Below are 14,597 nucleotides of genomic sequence, written 5' to 3' on the forward strand. Positions count from 1 at the left end.
CTACCAATTTTGGTAGCTTTTATTAGAAAAATTCATCTTGAGGGATATCTTCAAATTGTCTTGGGAAAAATTCTGGAAATGGAACTGCTTCAAAATCAATACATACCAAGTCTCCATTGAATTCTTCACATTCCGGAGGTTCTGGACAGAAGCCAAACTCAGGAATTAATAATTGTACTCTTCCAACTACTTTTACGATTATAAATACACCTACTGCAAATACTAAAAATCCATTTTCTTCAATTGGTTCATTTAATAATTGTGATGCTGTTTCAATTACTATATTAAATGTAAACTCATCTCTTGCTTCTGGTATGAACAATACGATGTCTTTTTGAATTTCTGGTAATTCTCCTGGTATACTTATAACTACACCCGTTTCGATATTTCTTACTGTTAATATATAGGTAACTCGTACTCTAAAGCGTACTCTACTAAAGTTAGGTCGATTTGGTATTGGTGTAATAATTAGTGTTCCATTAATAATTTCTCCTGCATTAAAAGTGATGTCTATAAACTCGAAATTGCCTTTTTCCGGTAGCTGTGCTGCAACAGTTTCAAAGCATTCTCTCTGCTGGCAATGAGCATATACTTTGTCTGCAATAATACACACTGGTGTAAAATCTGGAAAATATGGGTCTTGCTGCAGATTTACTTCATTAATCATTTCACTCATTTCATTAATCCCCCTTATTTTTATTTCCTCTTATTATTCTCAAATTAATAATAAATTTGTTGTTAATATCATAATATGGATTAAGTAAATATTTGTGATAAATAAAATAAAAAGGATGTGAGGCATATGCATCTATTTCACCAATATTACCTTATAAAAACAGAAGATAACACTTCTTACTTTTTCTATTTAAATAAAAATCAAGAAATTCACTATAATATTTATAGTGCTGAAAATCTCTTGTTGAAAAATGAAAAATTAGTTGTAGAAATAGTTATGGATTTTGCTGCTACTATTGATTTTAATAACCAAATTCATGTAATCTGTATAACTAAATCTGGTGTTTTAAATTACTACATTGGTTTAGATACTAAATGGAAACATAAAACCCTCACTCAGCTTGATGTGAAATCAAATACTTATAGATATCTTTCATTACTAATTGATAAAAATTATACTCATATTTTTTGTATTAAGACTAATTTATTAAACGCTACAATTGCTTCAATAGAACATATGTATTGGAATCAAAAAAACATAAACAAGACAACAATTACTACTTATATGCCTGGTAAATATCCTAGCCCTTATGAAATTGATCTTGACAGCATGGGTAATATTCACATAATATATAAGGTTTTTTATAGAAGTAACCATCAATTATTCTATAACAAATTTAATATATTTAATAAAAAGTGGGGAACAAGTGAGATGGTTAGTGATTTACAGGAAGAGCATTCTCATCCTAGTATACTTATTGATAGAAGAGATAATCTACATTTAGTTTGGTGCACTATTACAAAAAATAATTTCACATTGAAATATAAAAATAAAATGAATATAACGAATCCAAAATCTAAATGGTGTAATCCTAAAATATTGTCAAGCACAAATGCTAATAATTTATCTCCTATAATTTTGCATGAAGGTTCTTTTATTAAGGTCTTGAGTAAACAAAATAATAATATTAACGAAGTTGTTTCTAATGATTATGGTTTGAGTTGGGAGCCTAGTAGCAGAAATCAAAGTTATAGATCCAAAAATCCTATTCTTATTGGCTATTTTTCAAATCATAAGTTAGAAAATAAGAGTTCTAAAATTAAATATGTTTATGGTGAAATAGAAGACAACGTTAATATATTTGGTGCTAAACTATTTAAAGTGAAAGAAAGCTCAAGGGTAATGAATATAACAAGCAATACATCTAACACCATCCATAAAGAAAAAGATCCTCATGATGATGTTTCAATATCTAATAATATTATCAAAGAAAATATAGATTCTAGTTTAGATATAAAGGATACTAAGCTTGAATCCAGCGAAAATATTCAAACTGCAGAAATCCAAACTGCTGGCATCAATAAAGGCTTAGTTGCAAATGATATGAAAGAAATAAATAGAAAAGATAAGTCTTTTGATCAACTTATCTATAATATAGAAAACCATATGAACACACTCATAAATGAACTGGAAAAGCTATTAGAAATTAAAAATTTACTAGAAAAAAACTCCTTCAACTCTGAGGAATCAAATCAATCATTGACTCCTACAAAATCAAAGGAATTTTTCACTAATCAACTTTTAGAGATTAATAATACTCTTTCCATATTGGATAAAGAAAAAAATAATCTCAAAGAAAAATTAAATACTCTACAAAATCAATTTGATATTGTTGAGAGTAGAATCAAGGAGTGTCAAAATAGACATGTTGTTTTACAAGAAGAATTATCAAAATTTACTGATGAAAACTTAGGATTTGTCAATAAAATAATGAGTTTTTTTAGGTAATATTAAGTTTTTTTAGCACTCTATTCCTATTTACCTTTTCAGCTATATATACAGCTGAAATTTTCTTTTTTATTTTAGTCGCATGAGCTAGCAGTAAATCATAGTCTTCTAATTTATTGAACCTGATAGAATAACTACACCCCGCTTTTATTTTACAAGGAGTTGCAATAAGTTGAAATTGAGAAAATTTATTTCTTTTTAAATGTTGATATAACTGCATAGCATGATTTCTAGAATCAAATACTGCAATATAATATTGATCTTGTATATATTTTTCCTTCATATTATTTCCCTCCACCATAAATTTACTGGTTTTTATATATTAATATATGTAGGTTAAATAATACTTGTTACTAATATTAAAAACCTATAATTAAGTGAAATTATAATTAAAAAACACTAATGCATGTTAATCATCAGTGTTTTTTAATGTGCTCATATATATCTTAATTTGCTTTTCATACCCATTTTCAGTAGGAATATAATAACGTTTGTCTCTCAATTCATTCGGCATATATTGTTGTTGAATATAGTTTTTTTCATAATTATGAGGATACAAATAATTTAATCCATGCTCCATGTCTTTAGCATTTTTATAGTGAGCATCTTTTAAATGATTTGGTACTGTTGTTTTTATAAGTTCTACATCCTTTAAGGCTTTAGCTACACCTACGTAAGCAGCATTACTTTTAGGTGCCGCAGCTAAATAAGTAGTTGCCTGAGCTAAGGGAATCCTACCTTCTGGCATCCCAATAATCTTTAGCGCTTCATGTGCTGCAATGGCAACTTTTAATGCATTAGCATCTGCATTTCCAACATCCTCTGAGGCTGCAATAATCAGACGTCTTGCAATGAATTCAACATCTTCACCAGCATAAATCATCTTAGCTAAATAATGTAAAGCTGCATCAGGATCACTTCCTCTGATTGACTTAATGAAGGCTGAAATAACATCATAGTGTTGATCCCCATCCCTATCATACTGCACTGTTCTTTTTTGAATGGATTCTTCTGCTGCCTTAAGATCGATCTTTATCATTCCAGATTTATTAGGTGGTGTGCTAAGCACTGCAATTTCCAGTGCATTTAAGGCCTTTCTAACATCTCCTCCAGCTATTTCTGCTATATGTTCTAGTGCATCTTGGTCAACTTCTGTATCAAATCTTCCCAGTCCATATTCTTCATTTTTTAGTGCCTTTTGCATAATCAGCAGAATATCATCTGTTTCTAATTCCTCCAGCTTAAGTACTGTAACTCTTGATAAAAGTGCATTATTCACTTGAAAAAATGGGTTTTCTGTTGTAGCCCCTATGAGTATAATGACTCCTCTTTCTACATGAGGAAGTAATGCATCCTGTTGATTTTTAGAAAATCGATGAATTTCATCAATAAACAAAATGGAGGTTTTTTGGTACATACCTAGTAGTTGCTTAGCTTCTTCTATTACTTCTCGGATTTCTTTCACTCCAGAAGTAACAGCATTTAATTGAAATAGATTAGCACCAATTTCTTTAGCAATCACTTTTGCTATTGTTGTTTTTCCAGTGCCTGGTGGCCCATATAATATGATTGAAGGTAATCTTCCTGACTTTATGCACCGATTTAAGAACTTATTATCTCCTAGAATATGATCCTGACCTAATACCTCATCAATAGTTTGAGGCCTCATTCTGTCAGCTAAAGGTGCTGTATTTTTTAAAGTTTCTTCCTTAAGCAAATCAAATAAATCCATTTTTATCATTCCTAACTAATAATTTCTTTGATAATATCTACAGCATCAAGAACGTCCTGTCTGCTAACATCTTTATGAGTTACAAACCTAATGACATAATCATTACGAGGATTTGCTAATAATCCTTTATTTTGAAACAGCTGTATTAATTGAGCTGTAGTAAATATAGTATTTGAAAAATCAACATTAATCATGTTAGAATGTACTTTGTTTACATCTACTAGTATATTGGGAATGTCATTCAATTTTTCTGCTAATAACTTAGCATTTTGATAGTCTTCTTCTAGTCTTGTTGTCATTTCTTCTAAAGCCATACTAGCTGCTGCTGCAATAACACCAACTTGACGCATACCACCCCCTAGCATTTTTCTAAATTTTCTAGCACGATTAATAAAGTCTTTAGTGCTTACCAGCATACTTCCAATAGGAGCACCTAATCCCTTTGAAAAACAAAACATAACTGAGTTTACATATTGTGCAATTTCTTTAACTTCAACGTTTAGATAGTTAGCTGCGTTGAAAATTCGTGCTCCATCTAAATGGACTGGAATATTATTTTCTTTTGCTAAGGTATAAATTTCTTTCATATTGGTTAAAGGAATTGCCATCCCTCCCGCCATATTATGAGTATTTTCTAAACAAATTAGTCCTGTTTCAGGAAAGTGAATGTTTTCTTTTCTTATTGCATTTTTTATATCCGACGGGTTCATTATTCCTTCAATACCCTTTATAGGTTTTGCTTGAACGTTGGCAACCCTTGCAATCCCCGCAACTTCATATAGATAAATGTGACTGCTTTCTTCTAAAATCACCTCTTGCCCTGGAGTCGTATGTGTCATGACTGCTAATAGGTTTCCCATTGTACCTGTTGGTACAAACAAACCTGCTTCTTTACCTAGTAGGTCAGCTGCTAAAGCTTCTAATTCATTGGTAGTTATATCATCTCCATATACATCATCTCCAAGTTTAGCTTGCACCATTTTTTCAAACATTTTATCTGTTGGTAAGGTAACGGTATCACTTCTAAAGTCCAGTTTTTTCATCTGCTTCTTCACTCCTTTATTTGGTCTTAATAATATTATAATTTATTTAGTTGGTTTTTCCAATGACGAAAAAAAATCTGATGCCAAAAGACATCAGATCCGTAATTATATTTTTAATTCTGACAATAGTAATAGCTGGTTTAGCAGGGGTCAGTATCTCCATTAACAAATGGTTCGCTAACTTGTGGTGGGAATAATGGCGGGAATTGGTCTCCACAAATTGGTCTTACTCTTGCTTCTTGCTCACAGAAACCTGTACTTAATACACATAATTGAACAGGAACCTTAATCTTCTTCTCGCAAGTAATACATAAAGCAAGAATTAGGTTTATAAATATTTCTCCTGTTGCTGGATTAAAGTTAATATCTCTTGTAATACTTTGAGTTGCTAATCTTCCTAAGAAGGAAATATTACAAAACTCAGTAAACTGTGGTAAAAATGCTGAATCAAATACAGACGGCATACATAATTCAAAGAAATTGGTTAAAGTTTGATTTACTGCTGCTCTACCTCTTAATGTAGCAGTTTCAGTAACACCTAATGCAGTAATAAATTCTACATCTATCTCTATTATTACTGTTCCTGAAACACATATTTCCTGTGAACCAAAAATTGGTGTTCCTAATCCTTCTTGGTCACATTCTGTTGTATCAGTAAAGATTAGAAATTGTAATAATCCTGCTGGTCCTGGTACTACAACTGGTTTGCCTCTTTCATCTAGTACGAATTGTGCTCCTGACAAAGTAGTTTTAGGTGTTATTGTTAAGTTTTTAGGGTCATTAATGTTGTTAGGATTAAAAGCTTTTCTAACACGAATATCCAATACTCTTGTAATCCTTGATTTAGGTCCACATTTTTTTGTTGGTAGTGTCCCAAATGGGGCTTTAGATACTGGTTGTATTCCTTGAAGGTTAAAGGTTACTGAATCATAAACCTTATCTACAAAGATACATTCCCCTACTACATTACTAAGATTTCCATCAAAAACACAACCAGTGTTGGCTATACAGCAGGGCTCATCAATTTGCATAGTTTCTACACTTAATTGTTTATCTTTTTCCATTCATATCAACTCCTTTTAATAATTGCCTAACATATATATATTGTTTTTTTATACTTCCCCTTACTGTAAAATATGAATTCATCTGATTTATGGTGCTATTAATATGTAATTTTTATTTTTGATTTGCATATATTTTAATAGAATTTATTAATAGGAAATAAGAAAAGTTTATAGGATGTGATGCTGTGGGCTTAGTAGTAGGATATGAATACATTATTAAAAATTCTAAGGGAAAACTTTATAATTTTTATTTGAACGAGAAACAACAAATTGAGTATATAGCTAAAGATGAAGAAAATCGTTGGGCTGAAAAAGACATTGTATTTGAAGAAGCCATAAATAGCTTTTCAGTAGAAATTGACGAACTAGATTCAGTTCATATAGTAAGTTATTCTAAAAAAAGAATGATATATTACCACACTAGTGTAAAAAACAATTGGATACATAAAAATATAAAAAGCTATTCAACTGATATCAGTGAAATATATTATCCGGTTATTAAAATAATTGATAAAAGTATAAATATTTTTTATTATTTTCATGATAAAAAAGATAAAAGTACATGCGATTTAGTTCACTTTGTACTTAATGAAGAGAGTGTATGGAAAAGTAGAAACTTATTTGAGATCAACTATAATAAATTTATTAATCCTTTTTATGTTCTATTAAAGGAGAGTGGTATGTATGTGCTTTTCACATCTCTGATAGGTGAATTTAATCAAGTCTTTTTAACTTCCTTTGATCATCAATTAAATGAATGGCAAAAGCCTATTCAAATAACTCAGTCTCCAATCGAAAAGATCTATATCTATGGATTAATAATCAACAGAGATACTCTACATATTACCTGGAGCGAATTTGATGAAAAAGGTTTAACCGTAAAATATACAAAGTTATGTGAAAAACAATTTGGAGAGGATTCATTCATTCTATCTCTTTCAGAAAAATCAAACTGTTCTTTCCCTATACTACTTTCTTATAATGGCCTTCTTTGGTGTACTTGGACACAAATGAACAAGTTATATGCTTGTTACTCTAAGGATGAAGGCAATGAATGGTCTTTTCCTACTATAAGGCAAGAAAGCCAACAATTAGAGTTTAAACTTTATCAATATAAAACCAATTATACCGATGATTACCAAAATATAATTTGCAATTATTTGTATGGATCTTTATATCCCAAAATTCAGTTTTTAGGCTTTGGAGGTGAAATTGTATGATGAAGTATGAGATAACAAGTCATAATTTTATACCTAAGAAACAGAAAATAGCTAAACCGCTAGATGTTAAATCATTAGATCAGGAAAACATACTATTAAAAGAAGAAAGAAATAGATTAATAGAAACACTAGAGGATATACAACAACAAATTAGTGTCATAGAGGAGGAACTCAATAATAAAGAAAAAGAACTTATACTTTCCAAAGATACCATACTATCTTTGGAAGATAACCTTAGTAAGTATGAAATGCTAAAAGATGACTTAAATAAGGTTGACTCATTGAAGTTTGAAATTAATTCACTGAGTAGCCAAATTAACAGGTTGAATAAAGAAAACCTAACTTTAAATAAAGAAAATCTAACTTTAAATGAAGAAATTGAATCTTATAAACAGCATGTTCAAACCCTCTATCTTATACTACTTGTGTTAGCTGTTTTTTAGCTAAATGGATACAAAAATTATCTATTTTTGTTAATCATAATCTAAGCTAAAAATAAGTTCCCCCCTGTTTTGGGGGGATTTTTATGAAATGATTTTTCTATACCAAGTAGTTTTCATAGAACTAATTATGTTTACATACTGTTTTAAAAGAGCTTCTATTTCTTCGGGAATTGGTAAAATAAACGTATCTATTAAAATGTTTAAGCTTATCTCTTTTATAAGTATAGTATACATTTGAATTATTATATCTTCATCAAATAAATCAAGGGGTTCCATCAGTATCCAATATAGCATAGCACTATTTTTTTCTGTTTTTCTACTAATTAATACTAGTTCTTTTAGTGTACTATTATAATTCACGGTGATTTTTTTACATTGTAATTCCTTACTATGATCATGCCAATAATCTAATAGGTATCTTGAAGGTAGATTTCTATCGACAGATACAAAGTTATTTAATGTATTTATATTTAATTCTATCAATTCCTCAGTGTATTGAAACACTTTATCACATTTTGTATTTTTAATAATGCTTACTTTAGCCTGACGTGTGTAATAGAACTTAGTAAAACCCAGTTTGATCAAAGATTCCTCTGCTAAAATGCTGCTACTTGAAGCAATGTCCATATTATAAACGCCTTGATTTTTCAAGTTTTTTTGTAAAAAAGTTAACACTTTATGTAAATTTATTAATGTACTATAGGATTTCGATATATTTAGGCAGTAAATAAATGCATATTGTCCATAGGGCATAGGTTCCTCATGAAGATCTATTCCTATATATCCAATAATTGTTTTGTTATCAAATATTAAATAAAAGTGTTTCTCGTTAAACCAGTTTTTCTTTTTATAATTATTTATCTCTCTTTTTAATGAGTCTGGCAGATTACCATCATACTCCTTTAGTAAAATGATATTAAGATTGGTTTTTTTCTCATAAGAATTGTCTATTTTTTGTAGCTTCGTAATTAACTGTTGTAAATCCTTGATTACCGATTGTTTTAAAAACTTTACTTGATCAATATCTTTCTCTTTGTTTTCTAGTATTTTTATAATATACTCTTCAATATTTAAGTTTTCTTTCCCACATGCTTCTAATAATTTAGTATAGAGCATACTAGATAGCTTTAATTCTACTTTATTATCCATCATCTTCCCTCCTTCCTATTAGCATATTTCTTTATTATTGTATTTAGCACTAATCATCCTAGGATTATGTAATATTGCCTACCTAGTATAAGTCAATCATTGTGCTTTTCATAGCAGATGATTAATATTTTATTGTAGCTTTGTAAAGACGTCCTTATATTATTTCAGAGCGTCCCTAATTTGCCTATCATGATTTAATAATGCTAAGTTTTGATAAAATTGTAATTATTCTCAACAACACTTATAGATAACCAACCGTTTAGGTTAATAAAGATAAATTGTAAAGTTTTTGAGTCTGTCATCCTGAATGCTAGCGAAGAATCTTTTCTTAAAATTCATTATATGTATCTGTATTATCAATAGCTACTCATCTTTAAAATGCCTTAAACCTTCTTAGGATTTTATACACTTCAGATATAAAAATAAAAAGATTGCAGCTAATTGCTACAATCTTTTAGGGATACTATTTAATAATATTTTTATATACATATTCACTTGTCATCAACGCCATCATGGCTCCATAACCAACATGGAACTTCAGTTCGTCTCCAATTTTTAAATTTCTTTCACAGTCGGTTATATCTAGAATTAGGTGATCACTGCTGCTGCCCAATATTTCAATAGATTTATCTATAGGTTCTATCTTATGGGTTCCAAAATCCTGTTTTCCTATTGCTAATATGGCCCGTTGTCTCACGCCTTTATCTTCAAATACTGGCACATTACCGAAGGCATCTCTTCCTATTTCCCCGAGAGGGAGGGATGGTTTTTCTTTAATTTCAATAATTTCTGCTACCAAGGTAAATACATCTTGATAATTATCGGAGATATTTTCACCATATGCGCTTTCTGTTCCTAAGAGAATAGCTTCGCCTAATCGTAATTGATTGATTCCCTCTATAGCCTTACCTTGCTCTAATATATAAACACTGCTGGAGTTACCCCCACTAACAATCTCTAGCTTTATATCTAATGTCTCTTCAACATGTTTTCCTAGTTTTACTAGCCTTCCTAGATTTTCCTCATTAGGAATGACGCCCCCATAACAGGTTAAGTTTGTTCCTATGCCAACAACCTTAATATTTTCTAAAGCTTGTAGTTGGTGGCAAACTGTATCTATTTCATGGTCGTTAAAAAAGCCTTCTCGTAAATCCCCCAGATCAATCATCAAAACAATTTTGTGTAATTTACTGTTCTTCTTTGCAGATTCATTTAAAGCTTTAATTGTTTTGATTTCAGAGTTTAGGCTTATATCTGCATATTCAACTACTTTTTCTACTTGGCTAATCATGGGAAGTCTTAATAAAATCTTTTCCACAGGAAAATCCTTTAATTTTATTAAGTTTTCTATTCTTGAATCAGCAAAATACTTTATTCCACCTTCATAAATTGCTTCAGCGATTTCAGGCATAGCACAAAATCCCTTTGTTACAGCTGCTACATGAATGCCGAAGTCTTTATATTTTGTCACCATTCTTTTAGCATTATGCTTCAATTTACTATAATCAACATCTATTCTTGGATTCATTTAACCACTCCCTATTAAATTCCCATACTTTGTTTCATTAAGCTAAGGGCGGCCTCGGGATATCTTTTAGATAACACACCTAGAGAAGCCATAATGTAATCGTTATCGATTAATATTTTTGCTTCTTCTTTAGGTAACAGCATATTTTGGGTGTTTTTCTTAATAGCTGTTTTTAATATTTCTACTCGATTTGGTAGTCTAGTCAAGGCGCCACCAGTTCCTATAATATATTCGACGTTAGAAAGATCTTTTCCTTCTGCTACTGTCATTTTCCCACCCGGCCCATATAAGTGTCTCAGTTTTCCCACATGTCGTTCTAGAGCCACTTCAACTGCTTTTAATGTTAATCTCTCAACAAATTTGATTTGTTCAGCAGTTTTAGGTATGGGTTGATGCTCTTCGATCATCTTGTCTATATTCAATGCTAGTTCTTCCTGAAGTTTCTCTTTTCCAATACGCTCTACTATGTTTAGCATATTGACATAAACTCCTAAGTCCCCTTCAACAGTTCTTTTAGCTAAAGGTTCTGGACTAAGCAAGATACGATTTATTTCTTCGCTTCCTTCAGTAACAGAATGTAAATCTGTTGTTGCCCCACCAACATCAAAGGTAACTAAATCTCCTAAAGCTTCTTTTAATAGCTTTGATGCCTCCATGACGGAACCTGGTGTAGGAATAATAGGACCTTTTACCATTTCTCTGACTTTTTTCATTCCTGGCGCTTGGGTAATATGAGCTTCAAAGGCATCTTGAATTACTCTTCTGGTTGGTTCAATATTTAATTGATCTATTTTAGGATACACATTTTCAACGATATATAATTCATTACCTGACTCACCGAATATTTCTTTGATTTCCTCTTGGTTTTCTATATTTCCTGCATAGATGATTGGTGTTTTTAAGTTCAATTCTGCAATTTTTTCTGCATTATAGATGGCTGTGTCCCTTTCGCCATAGTCTACGCCACCAGCAATTAATATGATGTTAGGTTTGATCTCAAGAAATTTTTTTATGTCTGTTCTTTTTAGTTTACCAGCAGTTATTTTATGAATAATTGCCCCAGCCCCTAGAGCAGCTTCTTTTGCTGCTCGGACTGTCATATCATATACTAACCCATGGACTGTCATTTTCAAACCACCAGCTGCACTACTGGTTGCCAGCATTTCATCATATTCTATTTTATCAACATCTAGCTTTTTTCTTAAATCTTCTATTGCTCCCTGTAGCCCTATATTTACATCCCCTTCTAATACAGTAGTTGGAGATTGTCCCTGCCCAATAAACTTTGGGCAGAGTGTATGAATGTCCTGAAAAGCATTGATCACGGTAGTTGTGCTACCGATTTCTGCTACTAGAACATTGATTCTCATTTTTTTAATTCCCTTCTTCTTTTTACTAGGAATGTGGCTACATGAATACCTTTTGTTCCTCTACCAAATCCAGCATCTATGCCTTGTTTAACAGCTGATTCTGGCGATACCTGTGTACCTCCGCAAGCTATGATAATATTATCTCGAATACCTTTTTCTATACAAAGCTCATGAATTCGCTTCATATTTTTGTAATGAATATCATCATGGCTAATAATTGTAGAGGCTAAAATAGCATCTGCCTTTAGCTCAATAGCAGCATCTACTAACTTTTCTAATGATACAGATGTACCTAAATAATGGCACTCAATACCATATTTTTCGATACCACCATGCTTGATGTCAATAATTTCTCTAAGACCAACAGAGTGTTCATCCTCTCCAACTGTGCCAGCAACAATCTTCATTGGTTGTTTTTCAATATCTTCTCTTACTTCATCTTCCGACATCAATTCTGGCTCTGGAGGAATCACTAACTCATTGGTATCAATTGTAAAGCCTATTCTGCCTTTTAGTTCTATTCTTGTTCCTTCAGAAGGATGCATTTCTTCCTTATGAATTACTTCTACATCCTCTAATCCCATCTTTTTCGCCATTTCAATAGAAGCAAACTCCGCTACACGTTTTGGTAAAGGTAGGAAGAGATTTAACATGATATAGCCATCACCCATCCATTCTACCTCTGGTTTCACCTTTGTTGTTTCCCTATACTCTTTAGTTTCTTCTAATCTTACATTCACGTTATCCGTTTCATCTAGCTCGTCGATGAAAACAATCTTTTCTGGTTTTTCATAGGTGGAGCCCTCTATTAATGTAGATGGATTGTTTACTGCCGCTACATCATACTGTACCACATTATTGTAACCAAAATGAGCTGTTACAGGAGCGAAGTAATCTTCATCTCTTTCATAAACTGTTCCAACACCTATGCCTCCATTGATCTTTCTTGCAATACCGTCTCCATTTCTTTCAGGATAATAGCCAGAATCTACAAAGAAGCCTTCTTCAACAGCTTTAAAGTATCCACCAGCTTCTATTACTTCCTCCATAAATAAAACGGCTCTTTCTTTTAACTCCCTTACTTTCTCTCTAAGGATGCCTTCATTCTTTAATTCAATCATATCCATTAGACCATCCATACCTACTAAGGCCTGCTTTGCTGTATCACAAGCTTCCATATTGTAAATATGCCAAGGCACGTTTCTTCCTTCATCAGGTGTAATGGTAGATTGAATTTCAGCCCTTGTTAATCTAGATACTAGTAGGTTTAGAACATGTGTTACAGTAGCTTCTCTAGTAGAAGACTCCATATATTTTGTGTTCATTTGTGCTCTCATTTTGTACTCTTTAAATAGCTCTCTTAATGCTACAGCATAAGGTAGATCTAAAGTCATACATGGAGCTGGAGGTGCTGTAGGTGGCACTGTAGATAGACAAATATTTTCTTTTTTCATACCAATTTTTACTGAATAAATTGAATTTAACGCATGTTGCACCATCAACTCTGGCATAACCTTCCATGCTTCTCTAGCTGTGGCATTGGCATTATGAGCTCCATCTATTTGTGCTATATCTGCCCATACCATTGATTGTTTTGCTTCTGCCGCATCTACAAAGGATCGAATCATATTAATGTTTCGATATAAAACATTATATTGTGGGTCTTGATGAGCTCCGTTTACTCCTTCTTCGGCAAACATTACTGCAATTTCAGGCCCAGCAACGCCACTAATGTAGGAATGATAATTGATAGGTCTACCTACCTCTTCTTCGATAAAGTCTAAAGCTTTTCTTTGAGCTCTTACTTGCTTTCTAGTTATTGGAATTCCACCGATGCCTTGAGGAGTACCTTCTATTAATCCATCGAAGTGACTCTGTCCAGCAGTTCTAATAACCATGATGTGATCTGCTCCATGCCAAGCTGCCATTCTCATACGACGGATATCGTCTTCAAATCTTCCTGAAGCAATTTCTGTAGTAATCACTGAGTCTGGTTGTGGATCTATATCATTAAAGTATTTTGCTGAAGGTAGTGGAGTACTGTTACCCAACGGAGTAGAACAATTTTTATAAACAAATGGCCCCATTTGCAAGTCTTCTTCTTTATTTCTCCAAGTCCAACCTCTACGTTTAGGCGTATATTTATCTAAATCCTTCAATATATTTTTTATGTTTAATTTTTCATTTGGCTTAACATCCACTATTTTGCACCTCCCTCAAACATAGTAATTGCCTCGTCCCATAGTTTGCCTTCGGCTAACTGAAGACCTGTTTTTCTAACATCTAATCCTTTTTCTTTAGCTAGCTTATAGACAACATGCCCTGCTCCTTTACCCATTAAACCTCTATTCATAACACCTTCAACAATAGCTTTAGCTTCAATACTTGAAAAACCCATTCTTAGAAGAACAGAGCGTTCTATAGATGGCGTAGTATTTTTTCTTGCTAAATCAATCATTGGATCTACGATTTTTTCTGCTAATTTCCAAAATTTTTGTTCTAAAGCTTCATCACTTAGATCGCTTAAATGTTTTCTTCTTTCTTGAAAATCATCCGCTCTTTTCATTATCGTACACCTCCGTTT

At 32.0% G+C, this 14,597-nt stretch carries 13 protein-coding genes; 3 read left to right on the top strand and 10 right to left on the bottom strand.

The features are described from left to right. Positions 1–22 precede the first annotated feature (22 nt). Positions 23–676 (bottom strand): hypothetical protein, encoded by a 654-nt coding sequence (locus CHB72_RS09755; RefSeq protein WP_242975092.1) that lies wholly within the window; start codon positions 674–676, stop codon positions 23–25. Between the two features lie 126 nt (positions 677–802). Here CHB72_RS09755 and CHB72_RS09760 point away from each other — a divergent pair, with 126 nt between their 5' ends. Continuing rightward, complete coding sequence (locus tag CHB72_RS09760) at positions 803–2,464, top strand: hypothetical protein (RefSeq protein ID WP_089282708.1); 1,662 nt, start codon at positions 803–805, stop codon at positions 2,462–2,464. On the opposite strand, the gene CHB72_RS09765 is transcribed toward CHB72_RS09760, so the two are convergent. The 4 genes from CHB72_RS09765 to CHB72_RS09780 all read right to left on the bottom strand — a co-directional run bounded on the left by CHB72_RS09765 (position 2,457) and on the right by CHB72_RS09780 (position 6,303). Further along, a complete protein-coding gene (locus tag CHB72_RS09765; RefSeq protein ID WP_176431302.1) occupies positions 2,457–2,747 on the bottom strand; it encodes a DUF3343 domain-containing protein in 291 nt (96 codons plus the stop codon). The two genes, CHB72_RS09760 and CHB72_RS09765, sit on opposite strands and share 8 nt — an antisense overlap. Positions 2,748–2,873: 126 nt before the next feature. Then, on the bottom strand, positions 2,874–4,196 hold the full coding sequence (locus CHB72_RS09770) for a replication-associated recombination protein A (protein ID WP_089282710.1): 1,323 nt from the start codon (positions 4,194–4,196) through the stop codon (positions 2,874–2,876). An 11-nt stretch (positions 4,197–4,207) separates the two neighbouring features. Continuing rightward, complete coding sequence (gene ltaE, locus CHB72_RS09775) at positions 4,208–5,239, bottom strand: low-specificity L-threonine aldolase (RefSeq protein ID WP_089282711.1); 1,032 nt, start codon at positions 5,237–5,239, stop codon at positions 4,208–4,210. 140 nt (positions 5,240–5,379) lie between these two features. Beyond that, complete coding sequence (locus tag CHB72_RS09780) at positions 5,380–6,303, bottom strand: hypothetical protein (protein WP_089282712.1); 924 nt, start codon at positions 6,301–6,303, stop codon at positions 5,380–5,382. A gap of 185 nt (positions 6,304–6,488) precedes the next feature. On the opposite strand from CHB72_RS09780, the gene CHB72_RS09785 reads away from it, so the two are divergent. Continuing rightward, complete coding sequence (locus CHB72_RS09785; protein WP_089282713.1) at positions 6,489–7,523, top strand: hypothetical protein; 1,035 nt, start codon at positions 6,489–6,491, stop codon at positions 7,521–7,523. Further along, on the top strand, positions 7,520–7,966 hold the full coding sequence (locus tag CHB72_RS09790) for a hypothetical protein (protein WP_089282714.1): 447 nt from the start codon (positions 7,520–7,522) through the stop codon (positions 7,964–7,966). Before CHB72_RS09785 ends, CHB72_RS09790 begins: the two co-directional genes overlap by 4 nt. A gap of 81 nt (positions 7,967–8,047) precedes the next feature. Here the strand turns inward: CHB72_RS09790 and CHB72_RS09795 are convergent, their stop codons facing one another. The 5 genes from CHB72_RS09795 to CHB72_RS09815 form a co-directional block, all read right to left on the bottom strand. Continuing rightward, entirely contained in the window at positions 8,048–9,115 is a 1,068-nt protein-coding gene (locus tag CHB72_RS09795; protein WP_089282715.1) for a hypothetical protein, read from the bottom strand. Positions 9,116–9,578: 463 nt separating this feature from the next. Further along, positions 9,579–10,643, bottom strand: a complete 1,065-nt coding sequence (gene orr / locus CHB72_RS09800; protein ID WP_089282716.1) for an ornithine racemase Orr — start codon at positions 10,641–10,643, stop codon at positions 9,579–9,581. Positions 10,644–10,657: 14 nt separating this feature from the next. Beyond that, the gene (locus tag CHB72_RS09805; protein ID WP_089282717.1) at positions 10,658–12,013 is read right to left on the bottom strand and encodes a GlmL-related ornithine degradation protein; all 1,356 of its coding nucleotides are present in this window, start codon (positions 12,011–12,013) and stop codon (positions 10,658–10,660) included. Next, positions 12,010–14,214 (bottom strand): D-ornithine 4,5-aminomutase subunit OraE, encoded by a 2,205-nt coding sequence (gene oraE, locus CHB72_RS09810; RefSeq protein ID WP_089282718.1) that lies wholly within the window; start codon positions 14,212–14,214, stop codon positions 12,010–12,012. Before oraE ends, CHB72_RS09805 begins: the two co-directional genes overlap by 4 nt. Further along, entirely contained in the window at positions 14,214–14,579 is a 366-nt protein-coding gene (locus tag CHB72_RS09815; protein WP_089282719.1) for an ornithine aminomutase subunit alpha, read from the bottom strand. The genes oraE and CHB72_RS09815 overlap by 1 nt, the downstream gene beginning before the upstream one ends. Positions 14,580–14,597 lie beyond the last annotated feature (18 nt).

Origin of the sequence: Anaerovirgula multivorans, from assembly GCF_900188145.1 — a bacterium.
Taxonomy (GTDB): domain Bacteria; phylum Bacillota; class Clostridia; order Peptostreptococcales; family Natronincolaceae; genus Anaerovirgula; species Anaerovirgula multivorans.

Excerpts from the sequence above, each read along its gene's own strand:
- CHB72_RS09755 (WP_242975092.1), bottom strand. The coding sequence starts at position 676 with ATGAGTGAAATGATTAATGAAGTAAATCTGCAGCAAGACCCATATTTT.
- CHB72_RS09760 (WP_089282708.1), top strand. The coding sequence starts at position 803 with ATGCATCTATTTCACCAATATTACCTTATAAAAACAGAAGATAACACT.
- CHB72_RS09765 (WP_176431302.1), bottom strand. The coding sequence starts at position 2,747 with ATGAAGGAAAAATATATACAAGATCAATATTATATTGCAGTATTTGAT.
- CHB72_RS09770 (WP_089282710.1), bottom strand. The coding sequence starts at position 4,196 with ATGGATTTATTTGATTTGCTTAAGGAAGAAACTTTAAAAAATACAGCA.
- ltaE (WP_089282711.1), bottom strand. The coding sequence starts at position 5,239 with ATGAAAAAACTGGACTTTAGAAGTGATACCGTTACCTTACCAACAGAT.
- CHB72_RS09780 (WP_089282712.1), bottom strand. The coding sequence starts at position 6,303 with ATGGAAAAAGATAAACAATTAAGTGTAGAAACTATGCAAATTGATGAG.
- CHB72_RS09790 (WP_089282714.1), top strand. The coding sequence starts at position 7,520 with ATGATGAAGTATGAGATAACAAGTCATAATTTTATACCTAAGAAACAG.
- CHB72_RS09795 (WP_089282715.1), bottom strand. The coding sequence starts at position 9,115 with ATGGATAATAAAGTAGAATTAAAGCTATCTAGTATGCTCTATACTAAA.
- orr (WP_089282716.1), bottom strand. The coding sequence starts at position 10,643 with ATGAATCCAAGAATAGATGTTGATTATAGTAAATTGAAGCATAATGCT.
- CHB72_RS09805 (WP_089282717.1), bottom strand. The coding sequence starts at position 12,013 with ATGAGAATCAATGTTCTAGTAGCAGAAATCGGTAGCACAACTACCGTG.
- CHB72_RS09815 (WP_089282719.1), bottom strand. The coding sequence starts at position 14,579 with ATGAAAAGAGCGGATGATTTTCAAGAAAGAAGAAAACATTTAAGCGAT.